This window comes from Lentilactobacillus diolivorans DSM 14421, from assembly GCF_001434255.1.
GTDB classification, from domain to species: domain Bacteria; phylum Bacillota; class Bacilli; order Lactobacillales; family Lactobacillaceae; genus Lentilactobacillus; species Lentilactobacillus diolivorans.
This window is the reverse complement of sequence record NZ_AZEY01000079.1, coordinates 160,611-182,308: the sequence shown is the minus strand read 5'-3', so window position 1 is coordinate 182,308 and position 21,698 is coordinate 160,611. Positions and strand designations below refer to the sequence as shown.

The following is a 21,698-nucleotide window of genomic DNA, read 5'->3' as shown; positions in this document are numbered from 1 at the left end:
AAGACAGATCCCGGCCATATAAGCTACCCAATCAAATATTCAGAACCAGAATATTCTAGGGCCTGGCTACCTTGCTGAAACGTGTGAAATCAAGCAGATCCCGGCCATATAACTCACTTAACCAAATATTCCAGAACCAGGAATATTCTTTGGACTGGCTACCTAGCCGAAACGTGTGAAAGAAGACAGATCCCGGCCATATAAGCTACCCAATCAAATATTCAGAACCAGAATATTCGATTGGGTAGCTTATATTCTGGGATCTAACCGTCTTCTTTCACACTCTGCTTTTAGTGCCTAAAATGCCTAACCCCGGTTGTCACCATCGCGATGCCATACTTATCCGCCATCGCAATTGAATCCTTATCCCGGATACTGCCTCCCGGTTGGATAATTGCCTTAATGTCATGTTGGGCCGCATACTTGACACAATCATCCATTGGGAAGAAGGCATCCGACGCCATAATGGCATTCTCATAGCCATCCTTTGGCATTGCCTTTTGAATTGCGATCTTCGCCGAATCAATCCGATTTGGTTGACCCATCCCAACACCCAACGTCTTCGTATCAGTCGTCACAATCACCGCATTACTCTTCACAAATTTAACGACGTGCTGGCCAAATTGAAGGGCTTTAAGCTGCTTTTCAGTTGGTTGCGTCTTCGTCACCACTTTAAAATTAGGAATTTGGTCAATTTCATGATCAGATTCTTGAATCAACATCCCGCCACTAACCGAAATGGTTTCAAATCGGTCAGGTTGATCACGATGACTCAGATCACCTTGCAATAGCCGAATATTCTTTTTCTTGGCTAAAATTTTATAAGCTTCATCACTAAACGATGGTGCAATGATAATTTCAAGAAAAATTTTATGCATCTTCTCAGCTGTCTTGGCATCGACTTCGCGATTCACCGCAATAATGCCGCCAAAGATTGACATTGGGTCAGACTCATAGGCTTCATCCCAAGCCTTTTCGATCGTGTCAGCCGTTCCGACGCCACACGGATTCATATGTTTCATGGCAACAACACACGGTTCATCAAATTCACTAACCATATTCAAGGCCGCATTGGCATCCTTAATATTGTTAAACGACAACTCCTTGCCATGAAGCTGCTTGGTAATCACTGACAGTTTTGAAGGAATCGGTTTCCGGTAAAAGGCGGCCTTTTGATGACTATTTTCACCGTAACGTAATGACTGCTGCTTTTCATATGTGAGCGTTAATTTCTCTGGGAATTCTTCTTCTGTTAAATAATTGGAAATTAAAGCATCGTAAGCGGCAGTGTGTCGAAACACTTTAGCTGCCAAATGTTTGCGAAAATCGGCGTCATCTGTGTGGGCTTTCAAAGCATCAATTACCGGCTGATAATCGGCAGGATCAACAACCGTTAAAACACCGGCAAAATTTTTAGCCGCAGCTCGCAACATCGACGGCCCACCAATATCAATTTGCTCAATTGCTTGCGCTTCAGTCGTTTCTGGTTTCTCAATCGTTTGTTTAAATGGGTAAAGATTAACAGCTACCAAATCAATCGGAGTAATGTCAGCATCCTTAAGTTGTTTCATATGATCGGGATTATCGCGTTTGGCTAAAATACCGGCGTGAATTTTTGGATGAAGTGTCTTAACCCGACCGTCCAACATCTCTGGAAATCCAGTTACCTCTTCAACCCCGGTAACTGCAACTCCGGCATCCTCCAAGGCTTTTTTAGTGCCACCAGTGGAAACAATTTCAAAATCCAATTCTTTCAACTGTTTTGCAAAATCAACCAGGTTACTTTTATCAGAAACACTTAAAAGAGCTCTTCTTGACATTAAATTTCTCCTCTTTCTAATAATTGTTCGACGACCTCTGGATATAACTTGTGTTCAGTCGCATGAATTCGTTGCTCTAAATCCGTTAATTTATCATCCTTACGAATTGGGACTTCACGCTGCGCAATGACCTTTCCCGAGTCAATGCCGGAATCAACCCAGTGAATGGTGACCCCAGTTGTATCAACACCAGCCTCATACGCATCTTCAATCCCATGACGTCCAGGAAACTTGGGTAATAAAGCTGGATGAATATTAATAATCTTACCTTCATATTTTGCTAATAACGTTGGCCCGATAATTCTCATATAACCAGCCAATAAAATAAAATCAATGCTTGCGGCAGCCAATTGTTGGGCAATCACTTTTTCTGCTGCTGCCTTATCCGGATAATCTTTAAAGTTAATCACAAAGGTGGGAATGGCTTGCCTTTGCGCTCGCTGTAACACATGAACATTTTGGTGATCACATACTAACAACTTAACATTGAGCGGTAAGTGTTTGGCTTTAAACGAATCAACCAAAGCGGTAAAATTTGTCCCCTCACCTGAGGCAAAAATCGCAATATTCTTAACGTTTGCTTGCATAACTAATCCTTTCGAATGATGACTTTTTGAGAACCTGAGATAACCTTGCCGACTTGGTAAACGGTCTCCCCAGCATTTGTGAGGGCCACTTTTACCTGATCAACGTTGTCGGGATGAACTGCCAGTACCATGCCCAAGCCAAGATTAAAGGTATGCTTCAAATCATCAAAGGATAAATTGCCAATCTTTTGAAGATCAGTCATGATCGCTGGGATTTTCCAAGTATTCAAATGAAATTCAGCTGACAAATCTGCCGGCAGAATTCGCGCGACGTTTTCGGGTAACCCACCACCGGTAATGTGGGCAATTGAACCAATCAAGCCCTGCTCGATCAGTGGCAGCAGTGATTTCACATAAATCCTGGTTGGCCGTAATAATTCATGAACCAAGTCCAAATCCAGGCCGGGTAATTTGTCCGTTAACTGATAATCATGCTGTTTAAATAAAATGTCGCGGACCAAACTAAACCCATTGGAATGAAGCCCATTTGACGCTAATCCCAACAAAACGTCGCCTTGATGCACATCACTTGATTTAAGCAATTTCGATTGATCAGCAATGCCAACCGCAAAACCGGCTAAATCATAGTGACCATGGGTATACATATCAGGCATTTCGGCCGTTTCGCCACCAACTAATTTAGCACCGGCCTGCTCGACCCCTGCCACAACCCCGGTCAGGATTTCTTTGGCTTGCGTTTGATCCAGATGACCAATACCAAGATAATCCAAGAAAAACAGTGGCTTGGCACCTTGCGCCAATACATCATTGACACACATGGCAACCAGGTCAATCCCAATGGTTCGATGCAGGTTCGCCTTAATCGCAATCAATAATTTTGTCCCAACACCATCCGTGCCGGAAACCAATACCGGCTGCTGATATTGACCGAGTGCCAACGGAAACAAACCGCCAAACGATCCCAAGGCATCATTTTTGGATAAATTTTTAATTTCATCAACTAACTTGTAGCCGGCATTAATATCGACACCGGCCTTTTTGTAGGCATCCATTAAATTAACCTCATCTCATTTTTTGTAGCTGAGCCTGATCACGATCATATTCTGCTTCATAATCATAAAGTGGTGTTGGATACTTGCCATCAAAATAGGCGACACACAAACCCTTGTTGGGCGCGTCAGTTTGAAGATCAACCGCGTCAATTAAACTTTGAACACTCAGAAATCCGAGTGAGTCACAGCCAAACATTTCCCGCATCTCTTCAATCGTCTTATTAGCCGCGATTAATTCGCGGACATGCTGAATATCGATCCCGTAAAAGCAAGGGTAGCGTAGCGGTGGTGATGCAATCCGTAAATGAACCGAAGCCGCTCCGGCATCCCGCAATAGTTTAACAATCCGGCGGCTGGTTGTGCCCCGCACAATTGAGTCATCAACCAGAACCACGTTTTTGCCACGGACAACGCCCTTAACAGCTGATAACTTCATATTAACGCCCTGTTCACGCAACTCTTGAGTTGGTTCAATAAATGTCCTGGCAGAATACTGATTCTTCACTAACCCCATTTCATAAGGCAGACCGGAAGCTTCTGCATAACCCATCGCGGCCGAAAGAGATGAGTTTGGCACACCAATCACCATATCGGCATCGGGCGCCGGTTGTTCTTGGGCCAGCATTTCGCCCATCCGCTTACGGGCTGAATGAACGTTCACCCCATAAATATCGGAATCAGGACGGGCAAAATAGATAAACTCCATCGAGCAAATTGATAACTGGGTATCGGTCGTATATTGGTCAATCGTAATACCGGAATCATCAATTTTGATCAGCTGCCCCGGTTGAACATCAAATTTGAACGTCGCCCCCACGGCGTCCAGTGCACATGTCTCACTGCAGACAACATACGCCCCGTTTGGCAATTGGCCGACAACCAGTGGCCGGAAGCCGTTTGGATCAAGGGCAGCATACAAACGATCCTTAGTAATGACCAAATAAGCAAACCCACCCTTAATCGTGTTTAAAGCTTCCTTCATTTGGTCATCCAAATTATTTGCCCGACTTAACCGAATCAGGTGCATCAGGTTTTCACTATCAGAACTGGAATGGTAGATGGCACCCCGATCCTCCAAATTCTTTCGAATCGAAATTGCGTTGGTCAAATTACCGTTATGAGCCAAAGCAAACTGCGTATCGCTAAAATTAAAGGGGAGTGGTTGAATATTTTCTAATAGATTACTACCGGCAGTTGAATAACGAACATGGCCAATGGCAGCCGTTCCGGTCATGTCAGCGACCGCGTTGGGAGAGTCAAACACATCAGTTAACAGGCCAAAACCACGTTTGGTCCGTAGTTGCCCATCTTCATTGACTGTGATTCCAGCGCCTTCCTGACCACGATGCTGTAAAGCAAACAGGCCAATGTAGGTCAGTTTGGCGGCATCTGGAGTACCCCAGACACCAAAGATCCCACATTCTTCATTTAAACTTTTTACTTCAGCCTGCATGCTAAAGCTCCCTTCCAAATATCACGAGCTGCATCAACATCGATATCAAAATATCCGTCAGTTGCTTGGACAAACAGATGATTATCATCAACCACTTTACCAAGTCGTGTGGCATTCTCGCCAACAAGGGCTTCAAATTCAGCCTGCTTTTGCTTCGGTACGGAAACGACAAACCGGGATTGCGTCTCTGAGAAGAATTGATTAACGGTTAAATCACTTGATAGATCAACGCCGAGCTGGTTGCCAAATGTACTTTCAGCAATTGAAGCGATTAAACCACCCTCCGAAATATCATGGGCACTGTTAAGCAGTTCCTTTTGAATCGCCTGAGTGGTTAATTGTTGAATATGGACTTCATAATCCAAGTCAAAATCAAACAACTTTCCTGAGATCTTTCCGGTTTGCATTTTTTGAATCTGTGAGCCGTTAAAATCATCATGTGTTTGACCAAGGATATAGACTAAATCACCAGCTTGCTTAAAGTCTTGAGTTGTAACGTGCTTAAGACCTTTAATCAAGCCAACCATGCCAACCATGGGTGTTGGATAAATTGGCACATTATCATATTCGTTATTTAAAGAAACGTTACCAGAGATAACGGGTGCTTCAAACTTTTCGCAAGCTTCGCTCATCCCGATAACTGCTTGGTCCAACTCATAAAATTGATCCGGCTTTTCTGGATTACCAAAATTTAAACAGTCGGTAATGCCAAGTGGTACTCCACCAGAGGCAACAATATTCCGAGCCGCTTCAGCAACCGCCATTTGACCGCCAATTCGAGGATTCAAATATAAGTAACGACCATTAACATCGGTCGTGATGGCAAGTGCCTTATCATAATGGCGAACCCGAACAACAGCGGCATCGGATCCTGGCGCAACCACGGTATTGGTTTGAACCTGCGTATCATAAGTTTCGTAAATACTTTCTTTTGAAGCAATCGTTAATTGCGCCAATAATCGTTTAAGGGTTTCCGTCGGGTTGGTAATTTGCGGGCTAAATTGCCTTTGATCAACGTTTTTTAAATGTTCTGGAACAGCCGATTCACGATGATAAACCGGTGCTTGGGAAGCAAGTGAATCAACCGGCACGTCAGCAACCAATTTACCATGATGGCGCAGTTGATATTGGTGGCCTTCAGTAACATGGCCGATAACGACCGCGTCAACGCCATGATCAGCAAACACGTTAAGAACTTCGGCTTCATGGCCGGCCTTAACACATAACAGCATCCGTTCTTGTGATTCAGAGAGCATTAATTCAAAAGCCGACATCCCGGTCTCACGTTGTGGAACCAAGTCAAGGTCAAGGACCATTCCGTTTCCACCAGCTTTTGAACCCATCTCAGCAGAGGAAGAAACCAACCCGGCAGCACCCATATCTTGAATACCAACTAAAGCTTTTGCATGATTATTGATCACATCAAGACAGGCTTCCATAACGAGTTTTTCTTCAAACGGGTCACCAACTTGAACGGCAGACCGTTGACTTTCATGTTCTGAATCAAATTGGAAAGAAGCAAATGAAGCGCCGTTAATCCCATCTCGACCAGTCTTATGGCCGACGTAGACAATACTGTTACCAACGCCGGCAGCAGCGCCAACTTCAATCTTGTCAAGATCCATCAACCCCACGCACATGACATTAACTAATGGATTGTGTTCATAGGCATCATCAAACGCTGTGTCACCGCCTACGGTTGGCACCCCAATACAATTACCATAGGCACTGATTCCGGCAACAATTTGAGAGATGAAATATTTATCCTGATCAGTTTGGGGCTCACTAAACCTTAAGCTATCCAAACTGGCAATTGGTCGGGCACCCATCGAAAAAATGTCTCGAAGGATCCCACCAACCCCGGTTGTAGCGCCTTGGAAAGGTTCAACTGCGGAGGGATGATTGTGACTTTCAGCCTTAAAAACTACCCCTTGGTTATCGCCAATATCAATAATACCGGCACCTTCACCCGGTCCCTTAACCACATGTTTGCCTTTAGTGAAGAACTTTTTTAGAACCGGCTTGGAGTTCTTGTAGGAACAATGTTCACTCCACATTCCCGAAAACAAACCGACTTCAGTATAATTCGGCAAACGATGTAAAACGTCATCTTTAATTAACCGGTATTCATGATCGGTCAAACCCATTGCTTGATATAACTTTTGATCACGGATTTGTTCCGGCGTAGCTTCGGTTGTTTGTTCAATTACTTTATCCATGAGCGACTACCTCTCGATTTGCCACATTGTTAACGATCGATTGAAAAATGCCAATGCCATCACTAGATCCCAGAACAGTTTCAACAGCTCGTTCCGGATGAGGCATCATTCCCAAAACATTGCCGGCTCGGTTAGTAATCCCAGCAATATTAGCAACACTACCATTCGGATTATTCTGATAACGAAACACAATTTGATTGTTGGCAACTAAGTCCCGTAGTGTTTCTTGATCACAATAATAATTACCATCGCCATGAGCAATCGGTAAATGAATCACTTGACCGGCGTTAAACTGGGAACTAAATACTGAATCAGCGTTGTTAACAACTAATGGTTCAGTTTTACAAATGAATTTTGCGGAAACATTTTTTTGCAGGCTGCCAGGGAGTAACCCTGCTTCGGTTAAAATTTGAAATCCGTTGCAAATTCCCAGAACCGGCTTACCACTTTTAGCAAACTTTTGAAGCGCAGGCACGATTGGTGAAAAACGGGCAATCGCGCCACTACGTAAATAATCACCGTAAGAAAAACCACCAGGAATTAGAACGGCATCAAACCCCGTCAACGAACTTTCTTTATAAGAAACTAATTCGACATCTTCTTTGATAATATCTTGAATGGCGTAATAAAGATCCATTTCGCAGTTTGATCCTGGAAAGGCAAGGATAGCAAATTTCATTGAGCAGCCTCCGTTTCAGCAATTTCGTAATGATAATTTTCCATATTATAATTAGCCAGCAACTTGTCACAGATCTCGTTAATTTCCTGATCAAGATCAGCTTTTGATTTGCCATCAGCCACCGTTAGTTCAAAGTACTTACCTAGTTTGACATCATTAATGTCGTTGTACCCCAGCCGGGTCAAGGCACTATGAACGGCCTGGGCTTCAGGGTTCAAAATTGATCTTTTATAAGTCACATATACTTTTACCAGCGTCATTAGTTAACACCTTCCACTTTTTCGAGGCGACCAAGAATTTCCTTGTAAACAGGAACCAAAGCGCCTAATCCCTTTCGGAAAACATCCTTATCAAGTGACTTCTTAGTATCTCGGTCAATTAACCGGCAGCTGTCTGGGGAAATTTCATCAGCTAAAATCAACTGATTGTCCGAATCAATCCCAAATTCAACTTTAAAATCAACCAAATCAACATTCATTTCTGAGAAGATTTCTTTAAGCCGATCATTGACTTTAAGTGCAATGGCCCGCATTTGATTCATTTGGTCTTCGGTAGCAACATGAAGCGCTTCTGCTTGAAAATCATTGATAAACGGATCGTCTAATTCGTCGCTCTTATAGAAGAACTCAGTCAACGGTTTTTCAAATTTCATGAGATGCTTAACTGCAAATTTCTTCTCGAAACTACCGGAAGCTAAGTTTCGAACAACGGTTTCGAGTGGAATAATCTTAACCCGTTTTACCAACTGATTGTTTGAATCCAATTGCTTAATAAAATGATTCTGAATCCCATGGTTAGCTAAATCGGCGAAAATTAAAGCCGAAATTTCACAATTAGTTTGGCCTTTACCTGCCATTTCAACTTTTTTCTTACCATTAAATGCGGTCACTTGATCCATGTAATGAACCCACATAATATCGGGGTCGTTGGTTGTGAACATTTCTTTGGCTTTGCCTTTATACAACAAATCTTTCTTTTCAATATCTGCAAGTTCAGTCATTTTAATTTTCTCCTTTTAGCATATCAGTGGATTTCAGCAATTGATCAATATCATTACCCAAGACGGTGACGTGGCCCATCTTACGTTGTGGTCGAATTTCAGCTTTCCCATAATCATGGAAATGCCATTCCGGATGCTCAGACAGAAGCTGCCGGGCAAGTGTTAAATCAGTTCCCAGCAAGTTACGCATTACAGCTGGTCTTTCTTGGGTGATTTGTGGAATTGGTAGACCACAAATACTTCGAATATGTGCCTCAAACTGCGAGATGTTGCAGGCTTCGATCGTATAATGACCGGAGTTATGTGGTCGTGGTGCCAACTCGTTAACCATTAAGTCATGGTCATTAATCACAAATAATTCAATTCCCAATACCCCATATAGGTCTAACTTGTTAGCAATAATTTCAGCATAGTCATGTGCTTTTTGATGAATGGTTTGAGAAAATCGGCCGGGGGCAATGGTTGTGTGAAGAATATGGTTCTTATGCCGATTCTCCACAAGTGGAAACGTAATGGCCTTGCCATTAACGTCGCGGGTAACCATCACAGACGCTTCGGCGATAAATTTTTGACGGGCTTCCAAAATACATTCTGCTTTCGTATAAAGTTCAGCGGCTGGGTCAATATCAGCCGGACCGTTAATATCCATTTGACCGTGACCGTCATAACCACCGGAAACGGTCTTTAGGATAGCGGGATACCCAACTTCACCAACCGCTTTAACCAACGATTCACGATCATTAACAGCGGCAAAATTAGTCACCGGGATACCACAACTTCGAATAAAGTTCTTTTCATTGAGCCGCTCACCAGTGATGTGGAGAAGATTGACGCCTTGGGGTAACTCAGTGACTTGTTTGGCCTTTAAAAGTGATTGTTCATCAACATTTTCGAATTCGTAGGTCAACACGTCACTTCTCTGTGCTAATTTCATTAATGAGTCAACGTCATCATATTCAGCAACAATTTGGAAATCAGCAACTTGCCCAGCCGGAGCCTGTGGGGTGGGATCCAAAATGCCAACATGATACCCCATTGACTTGGCAATTAACGCCATCATCTGACCCAATTGACCACCGCCAACAATGCCAATTGTGGCAGGTGGTAAAACCGTCTTAATCAAATTGTTGCTCACTGTTTTTGGCCTCCACTCTTTGATCATGCTTAAAGTCGGCTAATTTATTTTGAATGGATTGATCATTCGTTGCCAGAATCTGAGCAGCTAACAAGGCCGCATTTTTGGCACCCGAGTCCCCAATACTGACAGTTGCGACCGGCGCGCCATATGGCATTTGAACAATTGAGAGTAATGAATCAACACCATTTAATGTTCGGGTTTTGATTGGAACACCGATAACAGGCAACGTTGTATTGGCAGCGATCATTCCGGGCAAATGAGCAGCACCCCCGGCACCGGCAATGATGACTTTTAAGCCCTTATTTCTTGCGGAACGGCCAAATGCCTGCAACTCATCAGGCATCCGGTGGGCCGAAATAACATGCTTCTCATAAGGGATGCCGAACTTTTCAAGAACCTCGCATGTCAACCTCATAGTTGGCCAATCGGAAATTGATCCCATCGCAACACCGACAACGTTTGCCATCTAAACCACTCACCTTTTCAATTTATATTGTGTCTAAATAATACTTAACGATGATTAAAATGTCAATACCATCGTTCGTGTTTTACTAGTAATTTTAGCGTAATTAATGAAAAAACGTCGTAAAAATTCGGTAAAACGTTAAATTTTGCTTCCTGACCACCAACAAAATTCGTTATAACGGCGTTAATTTTGTAAATTCAGCCAATTTACGAACAATTATTCAAAAACATCGTCATAATATTTACCAATCCCGATCATGATGACTGATTAAACAGTCACCCCTTTCTTGCCAATCATATTCATTGTTTCTAAATGGTGGCAACTTTAAATTTTCAAGGATTTGCCGTGATAACATCAGCCCTTTCGTAATCCCGATCAGTTTCAAATAACATGTGAAGTGTAAAACACTACCATATTTACTCGCATTGCTCATCACAAGCCAAGCTTTCCACACTGGCTTTGATTTAGTATGTTAGAATTTAGGTGATTCGGTTCACCAGAACAATTCATTAGGAGGAAACAATCATATGAAATTTCGAACACTTGGTAAAACCGGCTTTTCAATTAGTGAAGTTTCATTAGGGACTTGGCAGTTGGGTGGCAAGTGGGGTACGCCATTCAATCAACAGGACGCGGATGACACTTTGCAAGCTGCTTATGATCATGGCGTTAATTTCTTTGACACTGCCGATGGCTATCAAGGCGGAAAAAGTGAGCAGGCAGTTGGTCGGTTTGTCAAAACCCATCCCGACGTTCATTTCACCACCAAAATCGGTCGTAAAGAAGAACCACTAACCTCTGACCATTTCAGTCCAGATAATTTAACCCGTTACGTTGATGACTCGCTAACCAATATGGGGGTTGATTCGCTGGATCTCGTGTTGCTCCACTGTCCCCCAATGAGTGTTTATTACATGCCCGATACCTTCTTTACCCTCGATGAATTAAAAAAAGAGGGCAAAATCAAGAACTACGGTGTCAGTGTGGAGCGGGTTGAAGAAGCCATTAAAGCAATGTCATATGATATTTCTGCGGTTGAAATTATTTTCAATATGTTCAGATTGCGACCGGCTGATCTGTTCTTCGATTTAGCTAAGAAAAATAATATTGGTGTTTTAGCCAGAGTGCCTTTAGCAAGTGGGCTGCTGACCGGAAAGTTTACCGCCGATACAAGATTTGCCCCGGAAGATCATCGAACAACCAACCGGAATGGCCAGTTATTTGACAAGGGTGAGACTTTCTCTGGCGTTGATTACTTAACCGGTGTCAAGGCGGCAAACGAGCTGAAGCAGCGACTTGGAACCGATAATCTGGCCGCAACGGCATTAAGATTCATCTTAATGTACGATGCGGTTTCGGCAGTCATTCCAGGAGCAAGTAATCCAACCCAAATTGATAGAAATACAACGGCAGCGGATTTACCGGCATTAACGGCCGAACAAATGCAAATTGTAAAAGATGTGTACGATAAGTACATTAAGAACCCGGTAGCGTATTTGTGGTAAAAAATAAGAGTGCGTCCAATAGGCGTTTAACTCCCAGAATATAAATAGACCACCCCATTATTCCTTATTCTGGAATGGTGGGGTGGTCTATTTATATGGCCGGGAGTTGCCTATTTGACCACGTTTCGACTTGGTTGCCTAATAGTGGCCGGGAGTTGCCTGTTTGACCACGTTTATGCTCGGTAGCCTAATAGTACCCCCCCAATTATTAAGCATTAACCGATTAGTCACATGGCCAAGAGCTGTCTATTTGACCACGTTCATACTCGGTAGCCAAAAAAGCCTCAGCAACATTGAATGCACCACTAGATCAAGCATTCAACGTCACTGAGACTTTTTATTTATCAATATTAAATTTAATGACTCTGATTGCCGGGTTAAAGATTATCCTTCAAAATCTGGCGAGTTGAAAGCCAAAATAAAATTGCTTGGACTGCGTGATACTGCATCACCGTTGCCTTGGACGCCGACTTCAAATCAATACTGGTGACTTTTGTTGAACCTATTCGCTTCTGAGCTGCCTGTTCATTAAACATTCGGGCGAAGTTATCATAGCCCTCCTGGGGTGACGCATCCACGAGAATCCAGTTTAATCCCTGCTTAATTTCAGACAACGTAAAAACATTCTTCAAAAGATCAACGACGATTGCCCCTGCTAATTGCTTACGTTCATAGCCCTTCGTTTCCGGCGAATCAAGGATCTGACCCTTAAAATAGTTGTGAATCATCGTCTTAGTGACGGTTTCACCAATGATCGGTTCAACATAGGAATTCGTAATATCAAGTAGTTGATCAAGGTGGAGGCTAAATCCGGGCAGTTCATCCCATAAAGGTAACTTAGCAATTGATTTTTGGTTACTGGTCACTTTAAAAATCTCCCCTATCAATTAATCAATTTGAACAGCAATGCCAATCAAGCCGGGACCGGTATGCACACCCAATGCTGGTGAAACATTGCCTGTATAGATTTTCTGCTCAGGAAACCGATTCTTAAGCTCGGCCGTGACTTGTTTCATCAGCGAATCGTCGTTTCCCTGCGCAACGCCCATCCGAAAATGATCACTTTTCTGCGCATGAGTCACTGCTAAATCCAGTAGTTTTCCGATGGCTTTCTTTTCAGAACGGGTCTTAGCGATCGGATAATAGATCCCCTGTGGATTGCACGAGATAATCGGTTTAATATTCAACGCTGAGCCAATCAAACCAGCTACTTTACCGATTCTACCACCAATTCTAAGATACTTTAGTGTTGGGATGTAGAAGTAGACCCGGCTTTTAATGACGGATTCTTCAACCCGGGTCACAATTTCATTATAAGCCACTTGGTTGTTAATGAGTTTCTCGGCGTAGGCGGCAACCAAACCACTACCAATTCCAATATTTTTCGAATCAATCACGGTCATCTTAATACCGTCACTCTCCTCGGCTGCTTGCTTAAAGACTCGATTGGTGATTGATAAACCACTCGAAATTGTAACGGCGATGATTTGCTGATAACCACGGTTTGTTAATTTTTCAATCGATTTTTTGACAATTCCAACGGTTGGACTAGCCGTTTTAGGAATCTGATTATGTGCGATCATTTGATAAACTTCTTCTGGTTGAATCGTTTCTCGATCAAGATACTCCTGACCATTTGCTGTCACAATCAGTGGCACAACTTCAATGTTTTCATTAGCAGTAATTTCAGTTGGTACATCTGAGGCTGAATCAACGAGCAAGGCAATTTTTGTTGTCATTATAAATTTCTCCCAAACATATAGTTTTAATATCTACATGTTTGGTATTATAAACTACATTCTGTAGTTGTCAATATGACTAAAAAGCTCTAATCTTAATCAAACTTCAAATTTATTCGTCGTTAAGATAATTCAAAGCAACAAAACAGTCACAAAAAGAGCCAAGGGAAAGATCAACCATCTCCGGCTCTTAGTGTGTCTAAAATCATTCAATTATATTGGAAATTTTAATCCTCATCTTCGTCCAATCCCTCTCGTGGTGTCTTCCCCAAGAGTGCCTGCAGCATCGCGATATTATGATTGTCGCTCCCCAATAGCGTTGTCAAATGCTGAGTTAATACTGGCCGATCCTCTTTTTTCGCCAATTTTATTGCCCGAGTTACAAATAGATTCTGTGTATTATAATCGTGAACCAAGTCATTGATTAACCATTCCGCAGACTGATATTTGTTTTGACCATTTTCAGTCAACATGGCATATTCAGCAAATTCTTTTCGAATTGTTGGTGTTATCAAATTTTCATCAATTAACGCCGTTCCCAAAGCATCCCGTTGCTGATACGCCTGCTTCAACAACCCCTTAAAGCTGCCTTTTAATTCGTTGGCATTAATCCCCTTTACATACCACTTCATTTGTTGCAGCTTGTCAGCTAAAACGACTAGGTTGGCAACAATGTGTCCTGTCATCGCGCCTGCCGTTGGCGTATGATGATCGATATCCGCTTGCTTAACCTCAGCTTGATAACGTTTTTCTGGTGTTTCAGTTGTCATAATGGCACCTCACTCTTTCTTATTTTGTCTTCACAGATTTAACTTCATAACCCAAATCAGTCACCGTATTGGCTAATTGATCTGCTGAAATTTGTTCGGCATCAAAGTCCGCCTTTACCTTAGCGGCGTTAAACAAGACTTTGACAGTCGCTACACCAGTTTGTTTTTCCAATGCGCTTTGAATCTTGGTCATACATGCCGGGCATGATAATGCATCTAATTGTAAAATTGCTTTACTCATTTTAAATACCTCCATTTGTTGACTTGACTTTCATTTACTAAGATAAGCCATACTGATTAACTTTTACTTGATCTGCGTCAAGTTTTGACTTCTTTTGTCGATAATTAATTAGTCGCATCGCATTAAAAATCACGACAAGGATACTTGCCTCATGAACAAACATCCCGCTTGCCATGTAAACAAACCCGAGAACCAGGCCAATCAACAGCATGACCACCGTTGCAATGGCAATAAAAATATTTTCCTTAGTGTTGCTGACCGTCTTCTTAGACAAGCCATAGGCATGAATCAACTCGTCAAAGCTTGATGACATTAACACAACATCAGACGTCTCAACCGCTACGTCGGTACCACTTCCCATTGCGATCCCGATATCGGCCGTCACCAACGACGGACTGTCATTAATCCCGTCACCCACAAAGGCTACTTTATGGCCTGCTTGTTGCGCCTGTTTCACATAGGTGACCTTTTGTTCTGGTAAGAGTTCGGCATGAACCTCATCAATGCCAATCTGGTCAGCAACTGCTTGGGCCGTTAGCTGGTTATCACCAGTTAACATCACCGTTTTTTTAATGCCTAACTTTTTCAGCTGTTGCAAGCTTTCACGAACACCAGCCCGAACAACATCTGAAATACCAAGGATCAACTGAACGTGACCATCAATGGCAATCAGGACTGAAGAGCGTCCGTGTTGCTGCATACTTTTTAGATCAGTCTGTTGGGTTTGGCTGAGTTCAATTTGATTTGACTTCATCAATTCACGATTACCAATTAAGACACGATGCTGATTAACAACTGCTGAAATGCCACGCCCCTTGATGACGTCACTTGATGCCGGTTGCATCTTATCGAATGAAACACCTGTCGCCCTTGCAAAATTGACAATTGCTTTAGCCAAAGGATGATCGGATTGGTTCTCAACGGCCGCTGCATAGGCTAAATCAGCTGACTGATCGCCATAACTTTGGACTTGAGTCACTGCTGTCTTCTCTTCGGTTAATGTGCCGGTTTTATCAAACATCACCGTATCCACGTTTGAAAAAGTATTCATCACTTCGCCACCCTTGATTAAAACACCGTGTTTGGCACCATTACCAATTCCGGCAACGTTTGAAACAGGCGCGCCAATGACCAAAGCACCAGGGCATCCCAGCACCAACACAGTAATTGCCAAGCGAAAATCAGTGGTTAACAGTCCCACAGCCAAGGCAATGATCAAAACTGCCGGTGTATAATAAGTTGCAAATTTGTCAATAAACTTTTCAGCCGGTGACTTTGTATCCTGGGCATCTTCGACCAACTCGACAATCTTGCCAAATGTGGTATCATCACCAACCTTATTAGCTTGAACTTTAATCGTCCCGTTATCCACAAAAGTGCCAGAATAGACGGGATCACCAACATTTTTGGTTACCAATTTAGATTCACCAGTGATACTGGCCTCATTTAAATGGCCTGACCCTTCAGTAATTTTCCCGTCGACCGGAATTTGGGCACCAGTTTTTACTAGAACGGTATCTCCAACGTCAACAAAATCCACATCTGTCTCTTCGGCTTGACCATCATCATTAATAACCAATGCCGTTGTTGGCGCCATCTGAGTTAAATCCTTAATCGAATGCCGTGTTTTGGCCAATGTCTTGTCTTCAAGAAATGTTCCGAAAAGAAAAAGGAATGTGACAATTGCCGATTCATTGTATTCGCCAATCATAAATGCGCCAATAACGGCAATGCTAACCAACAGCTCAATGCTAATCGTTTTAAATCGCAGTGCTGAAGCCGCCCGCAGAATAATTGGAACCGCCGAAATAATTGACGCACTAATAAACGCCAATGTATAAATTGTGTTCGAAGCAAAAACCTTTCCTAATAATCCAATCCCGATTAGAATAGCAGTCAATAACGTCACTTGGTTAATATGTTGATTAATAAATCGTTGCATTTTCATGTTTGTTTACCCCCGTCTTTTGATTACAGCCTTAGTTTATCTGGAAATTGATAATAAATAATTGATGTAAATCAAGATTCTCAAATAAAGTTATTTTTTAAGCTGATTTACTTTCATTTAACGGGGCAGAACCGATATACTGAAATCAACAAGTGATACGAGGAGGATTTATAATGAAAATTATCGTCATTGGCGCTACCGGCCGTGTTGGCGCTCAAGTCGTTACCAAACTGGCAAGTGACAAGGAAAATGAAGTATTTGCCGGTGCCCGAACACCCGAAAACGTTCCAAACGCTTCAAACGTGAAGGCATTCAAGATTGACCTTCACGATACAAAGGACACAATCTTATCTGAACTACCGGATGCCGACGCGCTGATTTTTACCGCCGGATCAGGTGGTAAAGATTTACTCCAAGTCGATTTAAATGGTGCTGTTAAAGTAATGATTGAAGCTGCTAAAAAGGGGATCGATCGTTTTGTCATGCTAAGCTCTCGTGACTCACTAACCCCAGATTCATTTAGTGGTCCGAATCCATCACCACTGGCTAACTACCTCATTGCCAAGCATTTTGCGGATCTCTGGTTAATTAAAGCAACTAACTTTGATTACACAATTTTGCAACCCACCGCACTAACTGAAAAACCTGGAAGTGGCAAAGTCACCCTTGGCTCATATAGCAGTAACGAGAACAGCATCAGCAACGTTGCCGCTGTGTTGGCCGCGATTGTCCAAGATGACAGCACGATTGGTAAAATCATTGAAATGAGCGACGGTGACATGGCGGTTGATGATGCATTAAAGAACTTAATATAAAATCGCTAAATTAACTTAATCAGTCATAAACGGTTCATTTATTAAACGGCCAAACAGAACTAGCTTCTTGATAATCATCGGTTGCTGATCGTCGTATCCGGCCGGTTGATTAATCAGATTCCAATCCAATACTAGCCAGAACTAAATATAACAAAAACAGCTATTTATTCGAATGATAGATAGCTGTTTTTGTCATATTTGTGATAATTGCTAACATGGGGCGGTTACTTGTAAAAATATTTTTAATAATTCATTTGAATATTAGATGCGTTGTTTTTAGGCATTTGTGACCGGTTTCATCTTAAAGCCGTATTAAAATTCGCTAAGAATCAGCTTAACATCGACTAGACGAAGAATCTTGTCAATGTTAGAATTTATGACATTAAAGCAAGAAGGAAGCGAATGTTATGAATACTGCAAACACCTCATTTATGATTCTGTCCAGTATCTTGGTCTTATTCATGACACCCGGCCTCGCCTTTTTCTATGGTGGGCTAGTGTCAAAGCGAAACGTTGTTAACACCATGTTGTCGGTTTTTATTATGACTGGTGTCGCAATCGTCCTCTGGGTAATGGTTGGTTACAGCCTGTCATTTGAAGGTAACATTGGTGGTGTCATTGGAACACTATCTAATTTCTTTATGAACGGCGTCAAATTGGGTGCCCTCACAGCAACAAAGATTCCAACCGGTATCTTCTCTATTTTTGAAATGATGTTTGCTATTATTACTCCGGCATTGTTCGTCGGCGCCGTTGTTGGTCGAATTAAGTTTAACTTCTTATTAGTCTTCTTAATTCTCTGGTCAATCCTGATTTACTACCCAATGGTTCATCTGGTTTGGAGTCCCAATGGTCTTTTGGCCGGTCTGGGAACTTTAGACTTTGCTGGTGGAACCGTTGTTCATATTAATGCCGGGATTACTGCGTTTGTCTTGTCAGCCTTCTTGGGCAAACGAATCCACTATGGTGATATTCCTCATACCCACTACAATTTGCCATGGGTTTTACTTGGGGCCACGATTCTTTGGATCGGTTGGTATGGCTTTAACGCCGGTTCAGCATTAGGCGTTGATAACATTGCCGCGCAGGCAACGATCACAACAACCATGTCAACTGGGACTGCCATGGTAACTTGGATGATCTTGGATATGGTTATCTCAGGAAAGCCAACGTTAGTGGGAGTTTGTACCGGAACACTTTGTGGCTTGGTTGGGATTACCCCAGCCTGTGGATTTGTAACCATCGCAGGCTCATTCTGGATTGGCATGTTTTCGACATTCGCCAGCTACTTCTTTGTTAACTATTTAAAGGATCGAATCGGTGTTGATGATGCCCTTGATGCCTTTGGCTGCCACGGTGTCAGCGGAATCGTCGGTAGTATCTTTACTGGCTTGTTTGCAACCAAAGCAGTTAATCCCATCGTTGCCCATAACGGTCTCTTCTACGGTGGCGGCTTTCATCAACTTGGTGTCCAAATTATTGCGACTCTAGCAACAATTATCTTCGTTTCTATTGCAGCAGCAATCATTATTAAAGTTATGAGTTTGGTAATGCCAATGCGAGTTGATCGTAAAGAAGAAGAGCTTGGCCTCGATCAAGGTGAACACGGTGAGGAAGCTGACTATACTGTTCAAATGAGCGATGATTTAAATGAATACCGTTCTGACCTGAATCTCTACTCCAAGGAGTTTAGAGGCCAGATGGCCCAACTTCAACACCCTAAAGCACCTCATGAATAAATGATTTCATTTTAAGAACTAACAATGCTTTTGAATTTAGGTAGCGTATACTAAATTCAAAAGCATTTTTTATTGAGGTGATAAGATGACGTATTCACGATCAGAACACATTGAATTAGTTAATATGTGTATGATTTATAACGAAGAAACGAAGGAAGTCTTAGTTGAAGACAAAACAGACGTTGCCTGGAAGTTCGGCCACACCTTTCCTGGAGGCCATGTTGAGAAAAATGAGAGTTTGGCTGATGCCATGGTTCGAGAGGTCTTTGAAGAAACCGGGTTAAAAATCAGTCACCTTGAATCCTGCGGTACCGTTGAGTGGTTCAACGATGATCCCAGTTACCGGCGAATAGGCTTTCTCTATCGAACTACTCATTTTTCGGGTCAACTGACTCAAAGTAACGAAGGAAAGATTTATTGGTTTCCGTTAAAGGAACTAACCGAAGCCAACACCGCCGAAAGTTTTATGCAGTTTCTCAAAATTTTTACCGATCCCCACACCGTAGACGCCACTTCGCCAGTAATGAACGGCTCATTAACGATAATCCGCAAGTAAGACACCTGACACAAATCATATTATAATTGACTTAGTCAAGATGATTGGTAGGAGGTGTTGACAAAGATGGAAAAGATTATCATTATCTTCAACGGAACCGCTGGTAATTCTAATAATGAAGAGATTGCAAAGCGAGCGAAAAACTATCTGGAAAAACACGGTAAAATCGCCACGCTTAGCAAAACGAATTCTGAACAAGATGCAATTAATCAGGCAGCTCAAGCAGTTGATATCTACGATTACTTGGTTACAATCGGTGGCGACGGATCAATTAATACCGTTTGTGCCGGGTTCTTAAAAGCCAATAAAACGATTCCTTTAGGTATCATTCCCGGCGGTACCGTTAACAATTTTGCCAGGGCCCTAAAAATTCCTTTGAATACCGATAAGGCAATTGAGAACTTACTAACCGGGACACCCAAAAACGTTGATCTTGGTCATATTGACCGTCAACCGATTATCAGCAGTTTAACTTTAGGCCGATTAGCAGATATTTCTCGAAATGTTAAGCAAACCGAAAAGAAGAAGTTTGGTCGAATCGTCTATTTATTTAAAGGAATCAAGGAATTATTTACCAATCGATCGTACAAGCTCAAGATAACCGCTAACGGTAAAACCGAGACACTCCGGGCACAAATTCTGCTCATCACAACCACCAATTCAGTTGGCGGTTATGTTGAGTTCAATCCACAAGCAGCGTACGACGATGATTATCTACATGTTTTTTTGTTAAAAAAGTTTACACTTCCTAAAATATTAACTTACGGATCATTCTTTTTATCTGGAAATTTAAAACAGGCCCGCGGAGTTAAATATTTTAAAACCAAGGAGGTCAAAATTGAGAACCTATCATCACGGGATATTAAAACCCGAATTGATGGTGATCCAGCAATGGCATTGCCAATTACTGTTCAGACAATCCCAGACTTTTTAAAGGTTGTTATGCCCGACAAATAACGATGAAAACCGTTCTTCGTATTTAATAAGTTGGCATAGGCAAAGGCCGAACGGGTGGTTCCTGCCACACAAACAAGCCCAACCAATATTCCTGAATTTGGGAATGCTGATTGGGCTTGTTTATATCCTGGAAACTAACCGCCAGTTAAATGCACGCTGTTTTTTATACTTTCTTTTTAAGCCAGAAATACTTTTTCAAGTAGTCGTTCAATTCTTTTTTATTAAGTTTTCCGCCATCCGGTAGGTAGTCAATTTCATTCAACCATTTAACAATATCTTCATGCTCCGGATCGTCTGGATCATTTAACGATTCAAGCATCATCAGCCAACCGCCGACACCACCAGAGTCCTCTGGCGGCAAATTTCCTTGGCCACTAATGACTTTGGGATAGCCAACCGCATAGTCATCGAGCAACCTGATCAGTTCAATCGTATGTTCCCAATTGTCACCAAGATCATAAATATATTCAAATCCTCGGTAATTTTGTAAATACTTATCAATCTTGTTGGATAACCGCCGTACCTTAACTTGCTTTATCCCTTTAATTGGAGACTGATTTTTCATTTCTTCATACAAGGAATCTTCAGGAATCGTGATATTCTGCTGCCGAATTAAAAATTTGTACAAGTGAGCATCATCCCACCCCATTACAGTTTGAATCGTATCATGCAGCTGCTTAAATGTAATATCAGATGGGATATCCACCGTTCGTACCACATCCGGCATCTCACCATCCATCGGCAGTGTAATTTTAATTCGATAGCCCTTTGTCTTTTTTATTTTTAATGGCATTAATTGTTCTCCTTGAATTGATCGGTTAATTGTCCTTTAGTATACCAAATTATTTGTCATTAAGGATAATAAGGTTCTGCTTTAGCTATCAAGAACACATTAAGTAATGTTGCTTCTCAAATCATAATATTGCAGTCAAAAAAGTGGCTGAGACAAAAGTGATTTTGCTCAGTCTCTGTTAATGTAAACGCGGGACAAAAGACAACTTCCGGCCGTGCAACCGAATTATTCAAATATTCAAGTTCAGAATATCTCGCTGA

21 protein-coding genes are annotated in these 21,698 nt (G+C 42.2%); 5 read left to right on the top strand and 16 right to left on the bottom strand.

Going from position 1 to position 21,698, the window contains the following annotated elements; translation table 11 throughout:
• Positions 1-290: 290 nt before the first annotated feature.
• From purH to purE, 10 genes are read right to left on the bottom strand one after another with little or no spacing between them, the layout of a single operon-like run.
• Positions 291-1,820, bottom strand: a complete 1,530-nt coding sequence (purH, locus tag FC85_RS09070; protein ID WP_057865209.1) for a bifunctional phosphoribosylaminoimidazolecarboxamide formyltransferase/IMP cyclohydrolase — start codon at positions 1,818-1,820, stop codon at positions 291-293.
• Positions 1,820-2,407: a phosphoribosylglycinamide formyltransferase gene (purN, locus tag FC85_RS09065; RefSeq protein ID WP_057865208.1), complete on the bottom strand. Its 588-nt coding sequence runs from the start codon at positions 2,405-2,407 to the stop codon at positions 1,820-1,822. Before purN ends, purH begins: the two co-directional genes overlap by 1 nt.
• Before the next feature lie 2 nt (positions 2,408-2,409).
• Positions 2,410-3,420, bottom strand: a complete 1,011-nt coding sequence (gene purM, locus FC85_RS09060) for a phosphoribosylformylglycinamidine cyclo-ligase (RefSeq protein ID WP_057865207.1) — start codon at positions 3,418-3,420, stop codon at positions 2,410-2,412.
• Positions 3,421-3,430: 10 nt separating this feature from the next.
• On the bottom strand, positions 3,431-4,873 hold the full coding sequence (gene purF / locus FC85_RS09055; protein WP_057865206.1) for an amidophosphoribosyltransferase: 1,443 nt from the start codon (positions 4,871-4,873) through the stop codon (positions 3,431-3,433).
• A complete protein-coding gene (gene purL, locus FC85_RS09050; RefSeq protein ID WP_057865205.1) occupies positions 4,858-7,092 on the bottom strand; it encodes a phosphoribosylformylglycinamidine synthase subunit PurL in 2,235 nt (744 codons plus the stop codon). The genes purF and purL overlap by 16 nt, the downstream gene beginning before the upstream one ends.
• Positions 7,085-7,771 carry a phosphoribosylformylglycinamidine synthase subunit PurQ gene (purQ, locus tag FC85_RS09045; RefSeq protein ID WP_057865204.1) on the bottom strand — a complete coding sequence of 229 codons (687 nt, stop codon included), beginning with the start codon at positions 7,769-7,771 and terminating at the stop codon, positions 7,085-7,087. Before purQ ends, purL begins: the two co-directional genes overlap by 8 nt.
• Complete coding sequence (purS, locus tag FC85_RS09040; protein WP_057865203.1) at positions 7,768-8,031, bottom strand: phosphoribosylformylglycinamidine synthase subunit PurS; 264 nt, start codon at positions 8,029-8,031, stop codon at positions 7,768-7,770. Before purS ends, purQ begins: the two co-directional genes overlap by 4 nt.
• Positions 8,031-8,771, bottom strand: a complete 741-nt coding sequence (purC, locus tag FC85_RS09035) for a phosphoribosylaminoimidazolesuccinocarboxamide synthase (protein WP_057865202.1) — start codon at positions 8,769-8,771, stop codon at positions 8,031-8,033. Before purC ends, purS begins: the two co-directional genes overlap by 1 nt.
• A gap of 1 nt (position 8,772) precedes the next feature.
• The gene (gene purK, locus FC85_RS09030; protein WP_057865201.1) at positions 8,773-9,906 is read right to left on the bottom strand and encodes a 5-(carboxyamino)imidazole ribonucleotide synthase; all 1,134 of its coding nucleotides are present in this window, start codon (positions 9,904-9,906) and stop codon (positions 8,773-8,775) included.
• Entirely contained in the window at positions 9,887-10,375 is a 489-nt protein-coding gene (gene purE / locus FC85_RS09025) for a 5-(carboxyamino)imidazole ribonucleotide mutase (protein WP_057865200.1), read from the bottom strand. Before purE ends, purK begins: the two co-directional genes overlap by 20 nt.
• A 527-nt stretch (positions 10,376-10,902) precedes the next feature.
• Between purE and FC85_RS09020 the strand changes: the two genes are divergently transcribed.
• Complete coding sequence (locus FC85_RS09020) at positions 10,903-11,880, top strand: aldo/keto reductase (protein ID WP_057865199.1); 978 nt, start codon at positions 10,903-10,905, stop codon at positions 11,878-11,880.
• A gap of 377 nt (positions 11,881-12,257) precedes the next feature.
• On the opposite strand, the gene FC85_RS09015 is transcribed toward FC85_RS09020, so the two are convergent.
• The 5 genes from FC85_RS09015 to FC85_RS08995 form a co-directional block, all read right to left on the bottom strand.
• Positions 12,258-12,746, bottom strand: a complete 489-nt coding sequence (locus FC85_RS09015) for a DUF1836 domain-containing protein (protein ID WP_057865198.1) — start codon at positions 12,744-12,746, stop codon at positions 12,258-12,260.
• 21 nt (positions 12,747-12,767) lie between these two features.
• Positions 12,768-13,619 carry a DegV family protein gene (locus FC85_RS09010; RefSeq protein ID WP_057865197.1) on the bottom strand — a complete coding sequence of 284 codons (852 nt, stop codon included), beginning with the start codon at positions 13,617-13,619 and terminating at the stop codon, positions 12,768-12,770.
• 227 nt (positions 13,620-13,846) lie between these two features.
• Entirely contained in the window at positions 13,847-14,389 is a 543-nt protein-coding gene (locus FC85_RS09005; protein ID WP_057865196.1) for a ferritin-like domain-containing protein, read from the bottom strand.
• 19 nt (positions 14,390-14,408) lie between these two features.
• Positions 14,409-14,630: a heavy-metal-associated domain-containing protein gene (locus tag FC85_RS09000; RefSeq protein ID WP_057865195.1), complete on the bottom strand. Its 222-nt coding sequence runs from the start codon at positions 14,628-14,630 to the stop codon at positions 14,409-14,411.
• A gap of 37 nt (positions 14,631-14,667) precedes the next feature.
• A complete protein-coding gene (locus FC85_RS08995; protein ID WP_057865194.1) occupies positions 14,668-16,578 on the bottom strand; it encodes a heavy metal translocating P-type ATPase in 1,911 nt (636 codons plus the stop codon).
• 173 nt (positions 16,579-16,751) lie between these two features.
• On the opposite strand from FC85_RS08995, the gene FC85_RS08990 reads away from it, so the two are divergent.
• The 4 genes from FC85_RS08990 (at position 16,752) to FC85_RS08975 (ending at position 20,645) form a co-directional block, all read left to right on the top strand.
• Positions 16,752-17,393 carry an NAD(P)H-binding protein gene (locus FC85_RS08990; protein WP_057865193.1) on the top strand — a complete coding sequence of 214 codons (642 nt, stop codon included), beginning with the start codon at positions 16,752-16,754 and terminating at the stop codon, positions 17,391-17,393.
• A 407-nt stretch (positions 17,394-17,800) separates the two neighbouring features.
• Entirely contained in the window at positions 17,801-19,132 is a 1,332-nt protein-coding gene (locus tag FC85_RS08985; protein ID WP_057865192.1) for an ammonium transporter, read from the top strand.
• An 85-nt stretch (positions 19,133-19,217) separates the two neighbouring features.
• Positions 19,218-19,688, top strand: a complete 471-nt coding sequence (locus FC85_RS08980; protein WP_057865191.1) for an 8-oxo-dGTP diphosphatase — start codon at positions 19,218-19,220, stop codon at positions 19,686-19,688.
• A 66-nt stretch (positions 19,689-19,754) separates the two neighbouring features.
• The gene (locus tag FC85_RS08975) at positions 19,755-20,645 is read left to right on the top strand and encodes a diacylglycerol/lipid kinase family protein (protein ID WP_057865190.1); all 891 of its coding nucleotides are present in this window, start codon (positions 19,755-19,757) and stop codon (positions 20,643-20,645) included.
• Positions 20,646-20,808: 163 nt separating this feature from the next.
• Here FC85_RS08975 and FC85_RS08970 read toward each other — a convergent pair whose 3' ends face one another.
• Positions 20,809-21,438, bottom strand: a complete 630-nt coding sequence (locus FC85_RS08970) for a plasmid pRiA4b ORF-3 family protein (protein ID WP_057865189.1) — start codon at positions 21,436-21,438, stop codon at positions 20,809-20,811.
• Positions 21,439-21,698 lie beyond the last annotated feature (260 nt).

What these genes read in the sequence shown, in the direction of transcription:
- FC85_RS08980 (WP_057865191.1), top strand. Translation starts at nt 19,218, where the DNA reads ATGACGTATTCACGATCAGAACACATTGAATTAGTTAATATGTGTATG.
- FC85_RS09005 (WP_057865196.1), bottom strand. Translation starts at nt 14,389, where the DNA reads ATGACAACTGAAACACCAGAAAAACGTTATCAAGCTGAGGTTAAGCAA.
- FC85_RS08975 (WP_057865190.1), top strand. Translation starts at nt 19,755, where the DNA reads ATGGAAAAGATTATCATTATCTTCAACGGAACCGCTGGTAATTCTAAT.
- FC85_RS08970 (WP_057865189.1), bottom strand. Translation starts at nt 21,438, where the DNA reads ATGCCATTAAAAATAAAAAAGACAAAGGGCTATCGAATTAAAATTACA.
- FC85_RS09010 (WP_057865197.1), bottom strand. Translation starts at nt 13,619, where the DNA reads ATGACAACAAAAATTGCCTTGCTCGTTGATTCAGCCTCAGATGTACCA.
- purS (WP_057865203.1), bottom strand. Translation starts at nt 8,031, where the DNA reads ATGACGCTGGTAAAAGTATATGTGACTTATAAAAGATCAATTTTGAAC.
- FC85_RS08985 (WP_057865192.1), top strand. Translation starts at nt 17,801, where the DNA reads ATGAATACTGCAAACACCTCATTTATGATTCTGTCCAGTATCTTGGTC.
- purC (WP_057865202.1), bottom strand. Translation starts at nt 8,771, where the DNA reads ATGACTGAACTTGCAGATATTGAAAAGAAAGATTTGTTGTATAAAGGC.
- purE (WP_057865200.1), bottom strand. Translation starts at nt 10,375, where the DNA reads ATGGCAAACGTTGTCGGTGTTGCGATGGGATCAATTTCCGATTGGCCA.
- purH (WP_057865209.1), bottom strand. Translation starts at nt 1,820, where the DNA reads ATGTCAAGAAGAGCTCTTTTAAGTGTTTCTGATAAAAGTAACCTGGTT.
- purN (WP_057865208.1), bottom strand. Translation starts at nt 2,407, where the DNA reads ATGCAAGCAAACGTTAAGAATATTGCGATTTTTGCCTCAGGTGAGGGG.
- purF (WP_057865206.1), bottom strand. Translation starts at nt 4,873, where the DNA reads ATGCAGGCTGAAGTAAAAAGTTTAAATGAAGAATGTGGGATCTTTGGT.
- FC85_RS09020 (WP_057865199.1), top strand. Translation starts at nt 10,903, where the DNA reads ATGAAATTTCGAACACTTGGTAAAACCGGCTTTTCAATTAGTGAAGTT.
- purM (WP_057865207.1), bottom strand. Translation starts at nt 3,420, where the DNA reads ATGGATGCCTACAAAAAGGCCGGTGTCGATATTAATGCCGGCTACAAG.
- purL (WP_057865205.1), bottom strand. Translation starts at nt 7,092, where the DNA reads ATGGATAAAGTAATTGAACAAACAACCGAAGCTACGCCGGAACAAATC.
- purQ (WP_057865204.1), bottom strand. Translation starts at nt 7,771, where the DNA reads ATGAAATTTGCTATCCTTGCCTTTCCAGGATCAAACTGCGAAATGGAT.
- FC85_RS08990 (WP_057865193.1), top strand. Translation starts at nt 16,752, where the DNA reads ATGAAAATTATCGTCATTGGCGCTACCGGCCGTGTTGGCGCTCAAGTC.
- FC85_RS09000 (WP_057865195.1), bottom strand. Translation starts at nt 14,630, where the DNA reads ATGAGTAAAGCAATTTTACAATTAGATGCATTATCATGCCCGGCATGT.
- FC85_RS08995 (WP_057865194.1), bottom strand. Translation starts at nt 16,578, where the DNA reads ATGAAAATGCAACGATTTATTAATCAACATATTAACCAAGTGACGTTA.